At 71.5% G+C, this 18,086-nt stretch carries 13 protein-coding genes and 3 pseudogenes; 7 read left to right on the top strand and 9 right to left on the bottom strand.

The window, feature by feature from the left end; genetic code table 11:
* The first annotated feature begins 286 nt into the window (after positions 1-286).
* The 3 genes from tsaC (at position 287) to QN245_RS03245 (ending at position 2,746) form a co-directional block, all read left to right on the top strand.
* Positions 287-847, top strand: a complete 561-nt coding sequence (gene tsaC, locus QN245_RS03255; RefSeq protein WP_317844548.1) for an L-threonylcarbamoyladenylate synthase type 1 TsaC — start codon at positions 287-289, stop codon at positions 845-847.
* A gap of 481 nt (positions 848-1,328) precedes the next feature.
* A complete protein-coding gene (locus QN245_RS03250; RefSeq protein ID WP_317844547.1) occupies positions 1,329-2,084 on the top strand; it encodes a DUF4124 domain-containing protein in 756 nt (251 codons plus the stop codon).
* Positions 2,084-2,746, top strand: a complete 663-nt coding sequence (locus QN245_RS03245; RefSeq protein WP_317844546.1) for a DUF4124 domain-containing protein — start codon at positions 2,084-2,086, stop codon at positions 2,744-2,746. Before QN245_RS03250 ends, QN245_RS03245 begins: the two co-directional genes overlap by 1 nt.
* A gap of 185 nt (positions 2,747-2,931) precedes the next feature.
* Here the strand turns inward: QN245_RS03245 and QN245_RS03240 are convergent.
* From QN245_RS03240 to QN245_RS03230, 3 genes and pseudogenes are all read right to left on the bottom strand, one after another.
* Positions 2,932-3,012: pseudogene (locus QN245_RS03240) on the bottom strand (SDR family oxidoreductase); the annotation flags it as partial.
* Between the two features lie 133 nt (positions 3,013-3,145).
* Positions 3,146-3,226, bottom strand: a pseudogene (locus QN245_RS03235) (SDR family oxidoreductase); the annotation flags it as partial.
* A gap of 131 nt (positions 3,227-3,357) precedes the next feature.
* A complete protein-coding gene (locus tag QN245_RS03230; RefSeq protein ID WP_160965935.1) occupies positions 3,358-4,131 on the bottom strand; it encodes an SDR family oxidoreductase in 774 nt (257 codons plus the stop codon).
* Positions 4,132-4,197: 66 nt separating this feature from the next.
* Here QN245_RS03230 and QN245_RS03225 point away from each other — a divergent pair, with 66 nt between their 5' ends.
* The gene (locus QN245_RS03225; RefSeq protein WP_237475266.1) at positions 4,198-4,425 is read left to right on the top strand and encodes a hypothetical protein; all 228 of its coding nucleotides are present in this window, start codon (positions 4,198-4,200) and stop codon (positions 4,423-4,425) included.
* An 82-nt stretch (positions 4,426-4,507) separates the two neighbouring features.
* On the opposite strand, the gene sppA is transcribed toward QN245_RS03225, so the two are convergent.
* From sppA to QN245_RS03210, 3 genes and pseudogenes are all read right to left on the bottom strand, one after another.
* Positions 4,508-6,406 (bottom strand): signal peptide peptidase SppA, encoded by a 1,899-nt coding sequence (gene sppA / locus QN245_RS03220; RefSeq protein ID WP_160965934.1) that lies wholly within the window; start codon positions 6,404-6,406, stop codon positions 4,508-4,510.
* 76 nt (positions 6,407-6,482) lie between these two features.
* Positions 6,483-7,853, bottom strand: coding sequence for an MATE family efflux transporter (locus tag QN245_RS03215; RefSeq protein WP_317844545.1), 1,371 nt, complete (start codon positions 7,851-7,853; stop codon positions 6,483-6,485).
* Positions 7,854-8,516: 663 nt separating this feature from the next.
* Positions 8,517-9,479 (bottom strand): annotated as a pseudogene (locus QN245_RS03210) (hypothetical protein); the annotation flags it as partial.
* Between the two features lie 430 nt (positions 9,480-9,909).
* On the opposite strand from QN245_RS03210, the gene QN245_RS03205 reads away from it, so the two are divergent.
* On the top strand, positions 9,910-12,099 hold the full coding sequence (locus tag QN245_RS03205; protein ID WP_317844543.1) for a primosomal protein N': 2,190 nt from the start codon (positions 9,910-9,912) through the stop codon (positions 12,097-12,099).
* A 119-nt stretch (positions 12,100-12,218) separates the two neighbouring features.
* Here the strand turns inward: QN245_RS03205 and QN245_RS03200 are convergent, their stop codons facing one another.
* On the bottom strand, positions 12,219-13,952 hold the full coding sequence (locus QN245_RS03200) for a VanW family protein (protein ID WP_317844542.1): 1,734 nt from the start codon (positions 13,950-13,952) through the stop codon (positions 12,219-12,221).
* 192 nt (positions 13,953-14,144) lie between these two features.
* Here QN245_RS03200 and QN245_RS03195 point away from each other — a divergent pair, with 192 nt between their 5' ends.
* Positions 14,145-15,449 (top strand): NAD(P)/FAD-dependent oxidoreductase, encoded by a 1,305-nt coding sequence (locus tag QN245_RS03195; protein ID WP_317844541.1) that lies wholly within the window; start codon positions 14,145-14,147, stop codon positions 15,447-15,449.
* A 58-nt stretch (positions 15,450-15,507) separates the two neighbouring features.
* Positions 15,508-16,125, top strand: coding sequence for a trimeric intracellular cation channel family protein (locus QN245_RS03190; RefSeq protein WP_160957604.1), 618 nt, complete (start codon positions 15,508-15,510; stop codon positions 16,123-16,125).
* A 131-nt stretch (positions 16,126-16,256) separates the two neighbouring features.
* Here the strand turns inward: QN245_RS03190 and rpoH are convergent, their stop codons facing one another.
* Complete coding sequence (gene rpoH, locus QN245_RS03185; protein ID WP_160965929.1) at positions 16,257-17,135, bottom strand: RNA polymerase sigma factor RpoH; 879 nt, start codon at positions 17,133-17,135, stop codon at positions 16,257-16,259.
* Between the two features lie 218 nt (positions 17,136-17,353).
* A complete protein-coding gene (ung, locus tag QN245_RS03180) occupies positions 17,354-18,085 on the bottom strand; it encodes a uracil-DNA glycosylase (RefSeq protein ID WP_160965927.1) in 732 nt (243 codons plus the stop codon).
* Between the last annotated feature and the right edge of the window lies 1 nt (position 18,086).

Raw genomic sequence — 18,086 nt, 5'->3', positions numbered from 1 at the left:
GCCGCTCTGCGGATGGTCCAGGGTGGCCCGATGCGCCCCCTCGGATAGGACGAGCGCGGCCTCCGAGCCGGCTTCTCGCGGTGCCCACGGCGTCTCTCAGCGCCTGAAGATCGCGACACCGCGGTTTTTCCGTGGGGGGGCTTCAGCCCCGACGCGTTATCGGTAAGGCGTCGGGGCTGAAGCCCCTCCCACAGAAAAGCGGCGAGCCGGAGACTTGCGAAAATCCCGAGTCCCGCCCAACCGACCCTCATTGTCCTTAGACGAGGACGTGCCGCATGATGCGCGCATGACCGACCTGTCCCTGAGCCATGCCGTCGCCGTCCTGCGCAAGGGCGGCGTGATCGCCTATCCCACCGAAGCCGTGTGGGGCCTGGGCTGCGATCCGCACGACGAGACCGCCGTGACCCGCCTGCTGCGGATCAAGCAGCGGCCCGTGGACAAGGGCCTGATCGTGGTCGCTGCCGAACTGGATCCGCTGCGCCCGCTGCTCGACCTGTCGGCCTTGCCGGCGGACCGGCTGGCCGCGGTGCTGGCCAGCTGGCCGGGACCGCACACCTGGATCCTGCCCGCCGCCGCGCACGCACCGCCCTGGATCACCGGCGCGCACCAGGGCATCGCCGTGCGGATCAGCGCGCATCCGCTGGTGGCCGCCCTGTGCCGGGCCTGGGGCGGCGCCCTGGTGTCGACCAGCGCCAACCGCGCCAGCGAGCCGCCGGCGCGGCAGCGCAGCGAACTGGATCCGCTGGTGCTGCGCGACCTGGATGGCCTGATCGATGGCGAGACCGGCGGCCTGGCCCAGCCCACCCCGATCCGCGACGCCGCCAGCGGCGAGATCCTGCGCGCCTGAGGCGCTGGCCTCCGGCGCGGGACGCCGCCGCCGTCCCCTGCATTGATGCCTGGCGGCAACGGCGCGGTGGATCAACGCGGGCGCTTCGCGCACCGGACCCTCACCCCAACCCCTCTCCCGGTGGGAGAGGGCTTCGGCTTCTCCCTTCTCCCCTCGGGACCATGGCCCCCTTCTCGGGGGAAGGTGCCCCGCAGGGGCGGATGAGGGTACGGGCGCAGCCTCGGATAGACAGCTCGGCGTGGCGCTTCGCGCCCGCACCCTCACCCCAACCCCTCTCCCGGTGGGAGAGGGGCTTTGGCTTCTCCTTCTCCCCTCGGGACCATGGCCCCCTCTCGGGGGAAGGTGCCCCACGGAGCGGATGAGGGTACGGGCGCAGCCTCGGATAGACAGAGCAACACGTCGGCACTGTCGCAACACCATCGTCCCGAATCCCACACCCACCACCCTTTCCCTGGCCGCCCAAGGCGCGCAAGATGCGCGCATGCGCCTCCTTCTCCGCCCGTTGCTGCTGCTGAGCCTGTCGCCCTGGATCGGCGCCGGCTGGGCGCAACAGACGCAGACGATCAGCAGCGATGGCGGCAACACGTCGGTGCGTATCTACCGCTGCATCGCCGCCTCCGGCGCGGTCAGCCTGCAAAACGCCCCCTGCGAGAACGCGCGCCAGCAGCAGGTGCTGGACATGCAGCGGCCGCGCGACCCGCCGCCGCGGCCGACTACCACCATCAGCACCGATCCGGCACGCGCGGACGCCTCCCCGGCGCCGCTGCCGCAGCGCGAACTCCGCATCGTCACCGTGCAGCCGCCGCAGCCGATGTACGAGTGCGTGACCCCGGAAGGCGCGCGCTACACCAGCGACGACAACGCCGGCAATCCGCGCTGGGTGCCACTGTGGGCCTATGGCTACGCCGAGGGCCCGTACGCGCGGCCGTCCGGGCGTGGCCCCGATGGCCGTCCGCCCGGCCCGCCGGGACCGCCTCCGCACGGTGGCCCGCGCCCGCCCGGACCACCGCCGCCGGGGGTGGCCGCCGGCGCCGGCATGATCGTGCCGGCCGGCAGCACGATGATTCGCGACACCTGCACGGCACTGCCCGAGCAGGAAGTCTGCGCACGCCTGAGCGACCGCCGCTGGGAACTGATCCGTCGCTACAACAGCGCGCTGCAGAGCGAGCGCCGTGCGATGGAAACCGAACAGCGCGGCATCGATGCGCGCCTGGCGCGCGACTGCGGCGGCAGCTGATGCGCCGCGCCCTCTGCCTCGCCGCGGCGCTGAGCTGCGCCGGCGCCGCGTACGCCGAACCGGTGGTGTTCTATCGCTGCACCGACGCGCAGGACAACCTGACCATCCAGAACGCACCCTGCCCCAAGGGCATGCGCCAGCAGAAGAAGGTCATGCAAGGCGTCAGCAGCGCCGCACTGCCGAGCACGCTCGCCGCCAAGCCTGCTTCATCGTCGCCTCCGAGCACCAAGAGTGCCGCCACGCCTGCGGACGCATCGGCCCCGGCCGACACCACGGCTGCTGTACCGCCACCGCTACCAATGTTGCCACCGCCGCCGCTGTACACCTGCACCACGCGCGAGCAGCAGTCCTACATCGGCGAGGTCGCCGAACCGCCGCCGCGTTGCGTCCCACTGAGCACGACCGACCTGGACGGCGGCCCCAACCAAGCCGGTGGCAGCGCCTGCGAAGTGCTGCGCGACCAGTGCCAGCCACTGCCCACCGAACAGCTATGCGAGGCCTGGAAAAGTTACGTGGCCGAAGCCGAAACGCACTGGCGCTTCGCCGTGCCGGACCATGCCGAGGCGCTGCACACGGAGTTCGAACGTCGCCAGCACCTGCTCGAGGGCAGCAACTGCGGTGCGCCGGATCAGCCTGAGCCGGAGCGGACGACCTCGCCCTGACGCGGTTCAGTCGCACCCGCGGCGGATGGGCGCCTGCGCTCGCCGCCATGGCCGGTCCAACACCCTGAGTGCGCACACTTTTGTGGGAGGGACTTCAGTCCCGACGACGCATCGCGGGACGTACCGCGCAGCGCCTTTCGCCTGGTGCCCTGCACGCGCGCAACCGCCATGCAGCGACTGAACCGCTAGAACGCGTGGCGCAAGAAGCCACCGTCCACCGCGATGCATTCGCCGGTGATGTAGCTGGCCGCCGGCAGGCACGAGAACCGTTCCACCACGGAGAGCGTGCACGCTTGTGGGAGGGACTTCAGTCCCGACGACGTATCGCCCGGACGAACTGCGCAGCGCCTTTCGCCTGGTGCCCTGCACGCGCGCAACCGCCATGCAGCGACTGAACCGCTAGAACCCGTAGCGCAAGAAGCCGCCGTCCACCGCGATGCATTCGCCGGTGCTGTAGCTGGCCGCCGGCAGGCACGAGAACCGTTCCACCACGGAGAGCGTGCACGCTTGTGGGAGGGACTTCAGTCCCGACGACGTATCGCCCGAACGAACTGCGCAGCGCCTTTCGCCTGGCACACCGCGCGCGCAACCGCCATGCAGCGACTGAACCGCTAGAACCCGTAGCGCAAGAAGCCGCCGTCCACCGCGATGCATTCGCCGGTGATGTAGCTGGCCGCCGGCAGGCACAGGAAGCCGACCGCCGCCGCCACTTCCTCCGGTTCGCCGATGCGGCGCATCGGCGTGCGCTCGATCACCTGGTCGTAGTAGTCCGGGTCCGACAGCGGGCCGGAGGTACGGCGGGTGCGGATGTACCACGGCGCCACCGCATTGACCCGGATGCCGTCCTCGGCCCATTCGGCGGCGAGGTTGCGGGTGAGCTGGTGCAGCGCCGCCTTGGTCATGCCGTAGGGCGCGCCGCTGCGCACATGGGTCAGCCCGGACACGCTGCCGACGTTGACGATCGCCGAGGCCGCATGCTGCGCCAGCAGCGGGTGCGCGTAACGCGACAGTTCGAACGCGGAGAACAGGTTGGTCTCGAAGATGCCGCGCCACTCGTCCTCGGTGTAGTCCACCGCGGCCTTGCTGACGTTGCCGCCGGCGTTGTTGATCAGCAGGTGCAGGCCGTCAGCATGGTCCTCGACCCAGTCCAGGATCTCGCGGCGGTCCTCGTCGTCGGCGACGTCGGCGGCCAGTGCCAGGATCTCGCGCTCGGGAAAGGCCTCGCGCAACTCGTCGCGCGCCGCTTCCAGCGCATCGAGGTCGCGCGCCACCAGCAGCAGGTCGGCGCCGAACCCGAGCAGTTCGCGTGCGATCGCCAGGCCGATGCCGGCACTGGCGCCAGTGATCAGCGCGGTCTGTCCGTCCAGCCGCCAACGGTGCTGCATGTGCGTGCCTGTGTGCTCACATGGGAGGCGTAGGATGATACCTCCACCCTCGAGGAGGTCGCCGCCATGTCCGCACCACTGCGCAGGATGACGTTGGCATTGCCGCTGCTCGCAGTGCTGGCCGCATGCAAGCCGACGCCGCCGCAACCGCCCGATGCACCGCCACCGCCGAAGGCCAGCGCGTTGCGCACCGCCATCGCCCAGCCGCTGGACCGCGCCAAGCAGACCCAGGCCACGCTCGACCGCGCCGCGGCGGCGCAGAACGCCGCGCTCGACGCCGCCACGGCGCAATGAAAAACGCCGGCCACTGGGGCCGGCGTTGCAGGGATCAGGCGACGCGCCCGCGAGGGCGCGCCGCCATCGGCTCAGTGCCGGCTCACAGACCGCAGAAGCAGTAGGCCAGCGCCTTCACCGGCGCGCCCGGACGGGTGTCGGCCGCGTCCTTGACGAAGCGCAGCTGGGTGTCCAGCTCCGGCATGCTGCGCGCCAGCAGGGCATGGCCCAGCGCCGAGTCGCTCAGCATCCACACACCCAGGCGGCTGCCGGCGAACCCGCCGACGAACTGCGCGAACGGCGTGGCCGGCTTCTCCACATAGCGCACCCGGTACTTGTCCGGGCCGCCCAGCTTGGCGCGCGCAGCGGCATCGGCCACCGCGTCCTTGAAGCCGCCGAACGCGTCCACCAGCCCGCGCTCCTTGGCCTGCGCACCGCTCCACACGCGGCCGCGCGCCACCTGGTCGATGGCCTCCACCGACTTGCCGCGCGCCTGCGCGACCTTGCCGGTGAAGTCGGCATAGCCCTTGTTGATCACCGACTGGATCAGTTGGCCCACTGCCGGATCCATCGGCCGGGTCACGTCGAACGCGCCGGCGAAGCGGGTGGTGCCCACGCCGTCGGTATGCACGCCGATCTTGTCCAGGGTGCGGGTGATGTTGGGGATCATGCCGAAGATGCCGATCGAGCCGGTGATCGTCGACGGGTCGGCGTAGATGCGATCGGCGTTCATGCTGATCCAGTAGCCGCCGGACGCGGCCAGGTCGCCCATCGACACCACCACCGGCTTGCCGGCGGCCTTCAGCGCCACCACCTCGCGGCGGATCTGCTCGGAGGCGAACACTTCGCCGCCGGGCGAATCCACCCGCAGCACCACCGCCTTGACCTCGTCGTCGTCGCGCGCCTGGCGCAGCAGCGCCGCGGTCGACTCGCCGCCGATGCGGCCGGCCGGCTGTTCGCCGCCGCTGATCTCGCCCGCGGCGACCACCACCGCCACCTGCGGCCGCGAATCCACCGGCGAGCGGCGCAAGTCCAACTGCTGCAGGTAGCCGTCCAGGTCGACGTTGCGGTAGCCGGTGTCGGCATCGTCGTCGGCCACGCCGCGCTTGGTCAGCAATTGCTCGACGTCCTCGCGGGTCTTCAGGCCGTCCACCAGCTTCTGCTGCAGGGCGAACTTGGCCAGGTCGCCACCGGCGGCGGCCACGCCCTCGGGCATGGTGTCGATGCCGGCGGTGATCTGCTCGGCGCTGAGCTTGCGCGCCTTGGCGATGTCGGCCACGTAGCGCTGCCACACGTCGTTCATCCAGAACAGGTCGGCTTCCTTGGACGCCGGCGAGGCCGCGTCGAGCACATAGGGCTCTGCGGCGGACTTGTACTCGCCGACCTTGAACAGGTGCACGTCCACGCCGAGCTTGTCCTGCAGGCCCTCGCGGAAGTACTGGCGGTAGCGGCCCAGGCCTTCCAGGGTCATCGAGCCCATCGGGTCCAGGTAGACCTCGTTGGCCTGCGCGGCCAGCAGGTACTGCCACTGGTTCAGGTTGTCGCTGTAGGCGACGATCTGCTTGCCGGAGCTGCGCAGGTCCTGCAGCGCGCGCTCCACCTCGCGCATCGAGGCGAAGCCACTGGGCTGCAGCTTGTCCAGACGCAGCGCCACGCGCTCGATCTTCGGATCGGTCTTGGCCGCCTCGATCGCGCGCACCAGGTCGCGCAACTGGATCTCCTGCGCGCCCTTGTCGTTCATCGCCTTGGCCAGCGCGCGGCTGACCGGGTCGGCGCTGAACTGCTCGACCAGCTTGCCTTCCGGCGCGATCAGCAGCGTGGTGCGGTCGCGCAGCGTCTTGGCGCCGTCGCCGCGCGCCATGGCGAACACCATCACCAGCAGGATCAGCAACAGGAAGCCGAAGAACACCAGGTTGAGGATCAACCGGCGGGTGAAGTTCATCACATCCCACAGGCCGACGAAGAAGTTGGCGACGGGGCTGCGACGCACGGGTTGGTTCATGGAAAACTCCGAAGGGAAGGCGTCTTGCGCCTGCGCAGCATACCGGCTGCGTCAGGCGCCGCACATGCGTCTGAAGTCAGGGGGTCGCCGACGCGGCCAGCAGCCGCGCGCTGCTCCAGCGGAAGCGCGCGCCCATCATCACCGCGGCCGCGGTCAGGCCCAGGATCAGGCCGATCCACATGCCCTGCGGTCCCCAGCCCAGCCACAGGCCGAGGCCGGCGCCCAGCGGCATGCCCAGGCCCCAGTAGGAGCACAGGGCCAACAGCATCGGCACGCGGGTGTCCTTGAGGCCGCGCAGCGCGCCGGCCGACAGCACCTGCAGGCCATCGGGGAACTGGAACGTGGCCGCATACAGCAGCAGCGTGGAGGCCAGCGCGGCGACCGCGAGGTCGCTGGTGTACACGCCGACGATGGCGTCGTGGCCGAACAGCAGCACCAGCGCCGACAGCGCCTGGGTGCCGAGCACGATCGCATAGCCGGCCCAGGCCGCACCGCGCACGCCGACCGCATCGCCGGCACCGGCGGCGCGGCCGACCCGCACCGTGGTCGCCTCGGCCACGCCCATCGGCACCATGAAGCACAGCTGCGCGACGTTGATCGCGATCTGATGCGCGGCCGCCGGCACCTCGCCGAGCCGCGCGATCAGCAGCGCGGTGACGATGAACAGGCCGCCCTCCATCAGGATGGTCACGCCGATCGGCAAGCCGGTCTTCAGCAGCCCGACGATCGCGTGCAGGTCCGGCGCCTCGAACTGCGCGAACAGGCGCAACGGCGCAAAGCGCTTGGAACGCGCCAGGTAGATCGCGAAGCACAGCGCCTGCGCCCACATCATGATCGCCGAGGCCATGCCCAGGCCGCCGGCGCCGTGCTCGCGCAGGCCCCACAGGCCGAAGGTCAGCGCATAGCCGAGCGGCGCCAGCAGCAGCAGGCCGCCGAAGCCGAGCAGCATGGTCGGCAGGGTCCAGTGCATGCCTTCGCTGAGGTAGCGCATGCAGAAGTACAGCACCAGCGCCGGCACGCCCCAGCGGATCGCAAGCAGGAAGTCGCGCGCGCCGGGCACGATCTCCGGGGCGATGCCCAGTTGCGGCAGCGCCATCGGCATCACGCTCAGGAACGCGAACATCAGCAGGCCCAGGCCCAGCGACAGCCACAGCGCCTGGCGGAACAGCGGGCCGATCTGCGCGTGGCGCCTGGCGCCGTCGAGATGCGACACCGAGGCGGTCAGGGCGATCAGGGTGCCGATCGGGATCATCATCGGCAGCCACAGCAGGGCCGTGCCGACCGTTACCGAGGCCAGCGTACGGGTGCCGTGGTGGCCGGCGATCACATTGTCGACGAAGCTGATCAGGCCGGTGGAGACGTGCCCCAGGACCAGCGGCAGGGCGAGCTGCGCGGTGCTGCGCAGTTCGCGGCCCCGGACCGTGGCCGGGGTGGAAGACGAAAACATTGCAAGACTCTGGCGATCTCGCCACTGCGGCCGCGCAGACAGCGCCGGACACCGGGTGGCGGAGGCCGCGCATTCTACCCGCTGCGGCGGATCACTGCAGAAGAGCCGGGACCCGGGGCCCGGGACCGGGGACCCGGAAAGCCCAAGCGCCGAACCCGCGGCTCAGCGCGCGGCGCGCTGCTTCAACCAGGCCCCGCGGCTGTCGGTGCCCTGCGCCAGCAGGTCGCGGCGCAAGGCCGCGCGGTCCTGCGGCGGGGTGCGTTGCGACAGCAGCGCCAGATGCTCGCGCTGGTCCGCCGGCAGGCTGCGCAGCAGCCCCAGCAGCGCCTGCCGCTGCGCCGCGGGCACGTAGCCCAGCAGCGGCTGCAGCGCCCAGAACTCGGCGCCCAGTTCCGGCCCGAGCAACCAGCCGTGGCGCTCCAGCGCGTCCATCTCGGCAAACTGCGCGTGCAAGCTGTGCTGCTGCTCGATCGGCAGGCCGGCGAAGGCCGTGGCGACCTGACGCAGGCGCGCCTGCGCCGCCGCCGGCAGCGCGTCCCAGGCAGCCTGGCGCGCGCGTAACTGCGCCGGGGTCAGCGCCGGTGGCGTGTTCGCCGCTGCGGCGGGCGCGATGGCCGGGGCCATGGCAGCGGCCGGCGGGTTTTCGGCGGCCTCGGCCAGCTCGGCGGCGCTGGGGGCGCTGCGTTCGATCCGCGGCGGCGGCGCGCCGGCCGCGTACCACGCGTAGAAATCCAGGTCGTAGATCGCCGGCTCCGGCAGCGGCGCCGGCGGTTCGGCCGGCAGCGGCGGCGCGCTGGCGGTGTCCGATTCCGGCGGCAGCACTTCCACCTGCACCGGGCCGGTATCGCCCAGCGCGAGGCTCGCGTCACTGCCACCGGCCGCGGCGGCGGCACGGGAACGGTGCCACGGCAGGCGGTCCCAGAACACGGTACCGACCAGGGCCAGGACCACGACGGCGATCACCGCTCCGGCCAGGCGCGTGCGCAGGGCCGAGCGCGCCCCGCGGCGGCGCGGACGTGCGGCGGCGGCAGCAGGGGCAGAAGCCTTGGCCGGCGCCAGCGCCGGCGAGGCGGTGCTGCCGGCGATCGCCGCATCGCGCAGTTGCGCCAGGGCCTGCAGCCGCGCCGGCGGCAGGTCGCGCAGGCACTGTTGCGCCGCATCGGCCAGCGCGCGCCAGCCCGCCGCATCCGGATGCCCACCGGCGTCGCGCGGGCAAGCCCGCGCCAGCGCCTGCTGGTAGTCCTCGGTGGACAACTGCAGCACCTGCGCGGCGAGCGGCTCGTCCAGCCCGGCAACGATGCGCAGCAGCAGCGCCAGGCGGTCGGCCGGCTGCAGGGTGCGCAGATGCGCCAACGGCGCCGGCCAGGCGCCCTCGGCGGCATCGGCCTGGCGCAGGGTCGGCACCGCGCCGAGCAGCTTCCAGAATCGCAGCGGCCAGTCGGCCATCGGCAGCGCCGCGGCGTGGCTGCGGAACGCCCGCATCGCCGCCGCCAGGGCCGGCGTGCCGCGTTCGGGCCGGCCGCTCTGCAGGTCGGCCAGGACCGCGGCGCGGCGTTCGATCCCGCGCAGGAACGCGGCCAGGGCGGGCGGTGCGGCCACGCCGTCGGAAGGGGACGTGGCGGTCATCGGAACTCCATCATCGGCGCGATGATAGCGAGACAGCCGCCACACCGCGCGCTTGACAGCAGCGCCCCGATCGGCTCATCCACGGCCACGGCGGCGGCAGGTTGTGCACAGCGCCAGGATTGGCCTGGGACAGGTCTTGTCAAGCCCCCCGGCAAACCATGTTGCATTCGTGTTTCACGGCCAACTCGTTGTTTTATAAAGAACAAATGCGATTGGCGCTTTTTTGTCCAACTCGTTGCAGAGGCTTGTGAGTCCGTCTTCACGGCGTGGAGCATGCCGGTCATGCACAGCTTTATCCACAGCACGTGTGGATAAATTCGATTCTCCAAGCGGGGCAGCTATTTACGACCGGTTTATCAGTTTGCGGGCAGCAATCGCACGCAACTCCTGGCGCCCGGGACGCGCTTGCGGCGACCGCTAGACTAGGTGGATGCCCTCCCCCGTCGCCACGCTCCGCGTCGCCCTGCCCGTGCCGCTGCCGCAGCTGTTCGACTACCTGCCACCGCCCGGCGGCACGGTCGCCGACGGCGATGTCGGCCGCCGCGTGCAGGTGCCGTTCGGCAACCGCGAACTGAGCGGCGTGGTGGCGGCGATCGGCCAGGTCGAGGACACGGAGGGCCTGCGCGCGGCACTGGCCTGGCTGGACCCGGCGCCGCTGCTGCACGGCGAACTGGCCGAGTCGCTGCGCTGGCTGGCGCGCTACAGCCACGCGCCACTGGGCGAGGTGCTGGCCACGGCGCTGCCGGTACCGCTGCGCCGCGGCGAACCGCTGCCCGACACCCACGCCTGGGCCTGGCGCCTGACCGAGGCCGGCGCCAGCCACCGTGCCCGCCCCGGCACGCGCCCGCACCGCTTCGCCGCGCTGCTGGCGGACGGCGCCATGGACGAGGACCGGCTGGATCAGGCGATGGACGACTGGCGCAGCGCCGCGCGGGCGCTGGCCAAGCGCGGCCACGCCGAACGCATCGCCGTGCCGGCCAGCATGGCGGCGCCGCAACCGCAGCCCGGGCCGGTGCCCAATGCAGAACAGCAGAACGCCATCGACGCGGTGGTCGCCGCCGCCGGGTTCGCGCCGTTCCTGCTCGACGGCGTCACCGGCAGCGGCAAGACCGAGGTCTACCTGCAGGCGATCGCCGCCTGCCTGGCGCGCGGCCGCCAGGCGCTGGTGCTGGTGCCGGAGATCGGCCTGACCCCGCAGACCCTGGCCCGCTTCCGCGCCCGCCTGGGGGTGCCGGTGCATGCGCTGCATTCCGGCCTCAACGACAACGAACGCGCCCGCGTCTGGACCGCCGCGTGGCGCGGCGAGGCGCAGGTGGTGGTCGGCACCCGCTCGGCGGTGTTCGTGCCGCTGCCACAGGCGGGGCTGATCGTGGTCGACGAGGAACACGACGGGAGCTACAAGCAGCAGGACGGCATCCGCTACCACGCCCGCGATTTCGCCCTGATCCGCGGCAAGGCGCTGGACGTGCCGGTGCTGCTGGGCAGCGCCACGCCGTCGCTGGAGAGCCTGCACAACGCCGCCGGCGGCCGCTACGCGCACCTGCGCCTGACCCGCCGCGCCGGCGACGCCAAGCCGCCGACGGTGCGCGTGCTCGACGTGCGCAAGCGCCCGCTGCAGGACGGGCTGTCGCCGGAGGTGTTGGCCGGCATCGGCACGGCACTGGCCGAGGGCGGCCAGGTGCTGGTGTTCAAGAACCGCCGCGGCTATGCGCCGGTGCTGCTGTGCCACGACTGCGGCTGGACCGCACCGTGCCAGCGCTGCAGCACCCCGCTGCACGCCACGCCGATGACCGTGCACGCCGGCGGCCGGCGCCTGCAATGCCACCACTGCGGCGCGCGCCAGCCAGCGCCGCTGGCCTGCCCGGACTGCGGCAGCCTGGCCCTGCAGCCGCAGGGCATCGGCACCGAACGCCTCGAAGAGCGCCTGGTGCAGGCGTTCCCGGACGTCCCGGTGCTGCGCATCGACCGCGGCACCACCCAGCGCCGCGATGCGCTGGAGACGCAGCTGGCCACGCTCGGCAGCGCCCCCGGCATCCTGGTCGGCACGCAGATCCTGGCCAAGGGCCACGACCTGCCGCAACTGAGCCGGGTGGTGGTGGTGGGCATCGACGAAGGCCTGTTCTCAGCCGATTTCCGCGCCAGCGAGAAGCTGGCGCAGCAGTTGATCCAGGTCGCCGGCCGCGCCGGCCGCGCCGCGCGCCCGGGCGAGGTCTGGCTGCAGACCCACCACCCCGCGCATCCGTTGCTGCAGACCCTGGTGCACGGCGGCTACCACGCCTTCGCCGCCGCCGAGCTGGAGCAACGCGAGGCCGCGGGTTTCCCGCCGTTCGCGCACCTGGCGCTGCTGCGCGCCGAGGCCAAGCAGGTCGAACACGCCAACGCCTTCCTCGCCGCGGTGCGCGCGCTGCTGCCGGTGCAGGACGAGGTGCAGCGCTTCGGCCCGATGCCGGCGCCGATGCCGCGCCGCGCCGGTTTCCAGCGCACCCAGTTGCTGCTCTCGGCGAGTACGCGGCGCGCACTGCACGCATTGCTGGACGCGGCGGTGCCGGCGATCCACGCACTGCCGCAGGCACGGCGCGTGCGCTGGTCGCTGGATGTGGATCCGCAGGATCTGTACTGAGGCGGCGACGCGTCCTGCAAGACACCGCTAGAGCAACGACGCGTCGCCGAGCAATTGATGTGACCGTCGTGCATGGCAGACCCTGGCCTGCAGGCGCCCGCAACGCCCTCGGGTTTCGCTCAACCCGCCAGGCCCAAGGCGTCGACCACCTGCGCACGCAGCGCGGCGCTGTCGCCTGCTTCCACGCAACGCCACGCGCCGTCGTCCGCGGACAGACCGCAGGCGGCGGTGGCGATCACCGGCTTGCCCAGCGCCATGGCCAGCAACAGGCCGCGCGGCTGCTGTTCGATCCAGGCCGGCAGCAGCACCAGCGTGGCCGCGCGTACGCCCTCGGCCATCGAAGCGACCCGCTGCACCGCAATGCCGTTCCAGAAATCCGGCGTCTCCTGCGCGCCGGGCGGCAGCAGCAACAGCACCGGCAAGCCACGCACCGCCTCGCGCAGTTCGTAGGCGCCCTTGCGCGCCAGCGCCGAGGCCGCCAGCAGCACCCGCGGTACGGTGTCCGCGTTGACGGCCGCGTGCTCCGCCGCGGCCGCCGTTAGCGCCGGCCGTCGCCATTCCAGCGCGAGACCGCGGCTGCCGGCCAGCGCCAGCAGTGCGCGGTGCGGCGTGATCCAGTGCCGCGCCTGTGCCAGTGCCGCACGCTCGGCCTCGACCAGCGCCGGATCGGCGCGGAAATCGCGCAGGGTGGGACTGTGCGGATGCCGCTGCGCGGCCACGTCCAGGCGCGCCTGCAGCAGGTGCATCGGCAAGGCGGTCATGCACACGTCCCAGCGCCGCCCCTGCAACTCGCCGGCCATCCACAGCTCCGGCAGCAGACTCTGCGGGACCACCAGATCGACGTCGCGCGCTGCCAACCGGCGCCGCAGCGCCTGCAGACGGATGCGCTGCGCACGCAGGCGCGCCTGCGGCAACGGCATGCCGCGCCACAACCACCAGCGCCGCGCCAGCGCCGCGTGCAAGGTCGCGACGCTGGTACGCGGCAGCGCCAGCACCCGGTCGCCGGGCTGCTGCCGGCGTCGGCGGTCCTCGGCGAACTCCGGCCAGTCTTCGTCGACCAGCCAGGTACGGTGCAGGCCGTCGGGGACCGCCGCCACATGGCGATGGCAGGCGCTGCGGCCGCACCGGGTGCAGTCGTTGGCGGCGTCGATGCCGGCCGGCGCGGTGCGTCGCTGCAGCGGCGGCAACGGCAACGCTGCCGGCATCGCGGCACCGCCGCGGATGCGCACGTGCAACGCCTCGCCGTCCAGCCATACCTCCAGCCGCCACGGCGCGGCGGCGCGCAGGCGCAGGTCCACGTAGTTCCAGAACACCACCGCATCGCGGTCGCGCTCGGCCAAGGATCCGGCAATCACCTGGGTGTGGCGGTGCCGCTCGACGATCTCCAGGCCCTGCCGCAGCGCCGCGTCGTAGATCGCATTGGACAACTGGCACAGGCCGCCGCCGATCGACGGCACCAGGCAGCCCTCGCGCAGTTCGCGGCCGGCGACGAAGCCGCGGCGGCGGGTGGCGCGGCCGAGCTGGCGCCAGAAGCTGAAGGTCGCACCGGCCGGCACCTCCACGCCATGCAACGCACGCGCGGCCAGCCGCAGGTTGTGGATCTTGCCGGCCACCAACTGCGGCGCGGTCTCCTCGCTGGCGGGCCACAGCGCGGTGACCGATTCGGCGGAAGTGCCATCGGCGATCGCAAGGCCGCCATCGCGGCGATGCTTGCGTGGTCCGTCGCGCAGATCGCGCAGCGCGCGGCGTCCTTGCAGCGCGCGGGTCTTGGCCCAGAACAACAGGCTGCGCCAGCGCGACGGCAACGGCGCCTGCGGCGACACCGACACACGCGATTTCACTGTCGCTGACATGACCGTGCGTCCTCCGTGTCGCTGACCGCGCTTTGCATCGCGCTACTATACGAGCATGCAGGTCCGGCCCTCGACGATCGCGCAGCGCCCCACTGGCCGCGCGCGTTTCCGCGGATCGGTGCGCCACGCGCGCTCACGACCGCCACGCCGACATCGGACACCTCCGCTCCCCTCCCCCTCCTGGAGTCCTGCATGGACGACACACGCGTGCCGCACCTGATCGTGGTCGGCGGTGGCTTCGCCGGCTTGTGGGCCACCCGCGCCCTGGCCAAGGCGCCGCTGCGCATCACCCTGATCGACCGCCGCAACCATCACCTGTTCCAGCCGTTGCTGTACCAGGTCGCCACCGCCGGCCTGTCGGCGCCGGACATCGCCGCGCCGCTGCGGCAGATCCTGCGCCACCAGGACAATGTCGAAGTGCGCCTGGGCGAAGTCGTCCACATCGACAAGCAGGCGCGGCAGGTGCGCCTGGCCGACGGCCAGGCGCTGGACTACGACTATGCGCTGGTCGCCACCGGCGCCACCCACGCCTATTTCGGCCACGACGACTGGGCGGCGCATGCGCCGGGCCTGAAGACCCTGGACGACGCGCTGCAGCTGCGCCGGCACCTGCTGCTGGCGTTCGAGCGTGCCGAAGCGGAAACCGACCCCGCCGCGCGCGCGGCCTGGCTCAGCTTCGCCATCGTCGGCGGCGGCCCCACCGGCGTCGAGCTGGCCGGCACCCTGGCCGAGATCGCCCGGCACACGCTCAAACACGAGTTCCGCCGCATCGACCCGGCCGAGGCACGGGTGCGGCTGATCGAGGCCGGGCCGCGGGTGCTGTCCTCGTTCCCCGAACACCTGTCGGCCAAGGCGCAGAAGCAGTTGGAAAAGCTCGGCGTGGAGGTGCTGACCGGGGTGCCGGTCGCCGAGATCGACGCCCATGGCTATCGTCTCGGCAGCACCTTCGTACCGGCGCGCACCGTGGTCTGGGCCGCCGGCGTGGCCGCTTCGCCGCTGGCGAAGACACTGCAGACGCCGTTGGACCGCAGCGGCCGCGTGCAGGTGCAGCCGGACCTGAGCGTGCCCGGCCATCCGGAGCTGTTCGTCGCCGGCGACCTGGCCGAGGTGCAGCAGGCCGACGGCCGTCCGGTTCCCGGGGTGGCGCCGGCGGCCAAGCAGATGGGCCGGCACGTCGCCGACACCTTGCGCCGGCGGCTGCGCGGCGACACCGCCAGCGTGCCGTTCCGTTATGCCGACTACGGCAACCTGGCCACCATCGGGCGCATGGCCGCGATCGTGCACCTGGGCCGGCTGCAGCTCTCCGGCGTGCTGGCCTGGTGGTTCTGGCTGGCCGCGCACGTGTTCTTCCTGATCGGCTTCCGCAACCGCGTGGTGGTGCTGCTCAACTGGGCCTGGGCCTACTGGAGCTACCAGCGCGCCGCGCGGATCATCCTCGGCGATCCGCCGGCAGCGGAGGAAGCGCAGGCGCAGGCCGCGCCGCCCGCGGACAGGTGACACTGCACGGTCGGGCTGCGATCCTAGCCGGCCTTTTTGCTGCGGCGCAGTGCCCGTCTTGGCGACCTTCCTGTTCCTGCTCGACCTGCTGGGCACCTTCGTGTTCGCGATCAGCGGCGCCACCGTCGGCGTGCGCCATCGCCTGGACCTGTTCGGCGTGCTGGTGCTGTCGTGCGCGGCCGCGGTCTCCGGCGGCATCGCCCGCGACGTGCTGATCGGCGCCACCCCGCCGGCAGCGCTGGCCGACGTGCGCTACCTCGGCGTCGCCTGCCTGGCCGGGTTGCTGGCCTTCTACCGTCACCACACGGTCGAGCGCCTGCGCAATCCGGTGCAGATCTTCGACGCGATGGGCCTGGCGCTGTTCGCGGTGTACGGCACCAGCAAGGCACTGGCATTCGGCCTGGGCCCGCTCAGCGCGCCGCTGCTGGGCATGCTCAGCGGCATCGGCGGCGGCATCGTCCGCGACCTGCTGGTGGCGCGCACGCCGGTGGTGCTGCAGGCCGAACTGTACGCGGTGGCGGCCCTGCTCGGCGGCGGCGTGGTCGCCGCCGCGCAGGTGCTGCACCTCCCGCAGCCCTGGGGCCTGGCGGTGGGCGCGGTGCTGTGCTTCGGCCTGCGCTTCATGGCGATCCGCTACGGCTGGCACCTGCCGGTGGCGCGTCCGCCGGAGTCCTAGCCCAGCGTCACGCGCGCGCGGTTGCGCTTGCGCAATCGGCAGTCGCCGCTCCACGGTGCCGCCCAGAGACAAAAGAAAAGGCCCGGCAGTGCCGGGCCTTTCGTGCGTTGCTACTGACCGCCGCAGGCGACTCAGGCGACGAACAGCGCCTTCATCTTCTTCAGCGCATTCGCCTCGATCTGACGGATGCGCTCGGCCGACACGCCGTACTCGTCGGCCAGCTCCTGCAGGGTGATCTTGCTGTCGGCATCCAGCCAGCGGCGCTTGATGATGTCGCGCGAACGCGCATCCAGTTCCGCCAGGCCTTCGCGCAGCAACTGCAGCTGGTTGTCCTCGCTGTCGGCGCGTTCGTAGGCCTGCGAGGGATCTTCCTCGTTGGCCATCAGATACGCGGCCGGCGACGGCGGCGCGTGGTCGTCGTCCTCGTCGGACGGCGCATCGAAGCCGATATCGCGACCGGACAGGCGCGACTCCATCTCCATCACCTCGCGCTCGGACACGTTGAGGTCCTTGGCCACCGCGGTGACCTCGGCCGCGTTCATCCAGCCCAGGCGGGTCTTGGACTTGCGCAGGTTGAAGAACAGCTTGCGTTGCGCCTTGGTCGTGGCGACCTTGACGATGCGCCAGTTCTTCAGGATGTACTCGTGCATCTCGGCACGGATCCAGTGCACCGCGAAGCTGACCAGGCGCACGCCCATCTCCGGGTCGAAACGCTTGACCGCCTTCATCAGGCCGATGTTGCCTTCCTGGATCAGGTCGCCCAGCGGCAGGCCGTAGCCGTTGTAGCCGCGGGCCACGTGCACCACGAAGCGCAGGTGGGAATGGACCAGTTCGCGGGCCGCGTCCAGGTCTTCCTGGTCGCGATAGCGCACCGCCAGTGCGTGTTCCTCGTCGGACGTCAGCACCGGGATCTGGTGCACGGCGCCGATATAGGCATCCAGCGAACCGAGCGGACTGGGGATCGGGAGGTTGTTGGCAACCAATGCGTTGGAAGTAAGAGTCTGGCTCATAGGGCTCATCTTAGCAGTCTACTAATTGGACTGCTGGGTACAGTAAAAAGTTCCTGTGTTCTGTTTATGCAACATATGAATCAGGAATGACACTGCATCACAAGCCGTTGAAACAATCGGGACGCATCGTCATCCCGTTCTCTGACCGCCAAAGTAGCAGCCGGTTCGCGAAAATGGCGTCCACGCCAGGCGACAGCGGCGTGCCGTCCAACCGGGGTTCAGGCGCCGCGCAGCGCCGCCTCCAGCTCCGCGCGCGGCGGCAGGCTCCAGTCGATCGGGGTCGCGCCGCGCCGCCGCAGGTACTCGTTGGCAGCGGAGAAATGCTTGCAGCCGAGGAAGCCGCGGTGCGCCGACAGCGGCGAGGGGTGCGGGGCCTTGAGCACACGGTGGCGGCGGGTGTCGATGACCTTGCCCTTGGCCTGGGCGTAGCTGCCCCAGAGCAGGAACACCAGGCCCTCGCGCTCGCGGTTGAGGGTTTCCACGACGTGGTCGGTGAAGCCCTCCCAGCCCTTGCCCTGGTGCGCGCCGGCACGGCCTTCCTCCACCGTCAGCACCGCGTTGAGCAGCAGTACGCCGCGCTGCGCCCACGGCAGCAGACAGCCGTGGTCGGGCCGGCGGATGCCGAGGTCGTCCTCGATCTCCTTGTAGATGTTCAGCAGCGACGGCGGCACCGGCACCCCCGGCAGCACCGAGAAGCACAGCCCGTGCGCCTGGCCGTAGCCGTGGTACGGGTCCTGGCCGAGGATCACCACTTCCACCCGCTCGAACGGGGTCGCATCGAAGGCGGCGAAGATCTGCCGCCCCGGCGGGAACACCCGCGCGCCGGCGGCCTTGCGCTGGCGCAGGAACGCGGCCAGTTCGCGCATCTCCGGGCGCAGCAGCCAGTCGCCGACCTGCGCCTTCCAGGACGGTTCCAGCTGGATCCGGCTTTCGTCTTCGTTGTTGCTCATC

The sequence above is a fragment of the Xanthomonas rydalmerensis genome (assembly GCF_033170385.1).
In the GTDB taxonomy this organism is placed as follows: domain Bacteria; phylum Pseudomonadota; class Gammaproteobacteria; order Xanthomonadales; family Xanthomonadaceae; genus Xanthomonas_A; species Xanthomonas_A rydalmerensis.
Note: the sequence above shows the minus strand (reverse complement) of the source record. Positions and strands in the feature narration are given on the sequence as shown.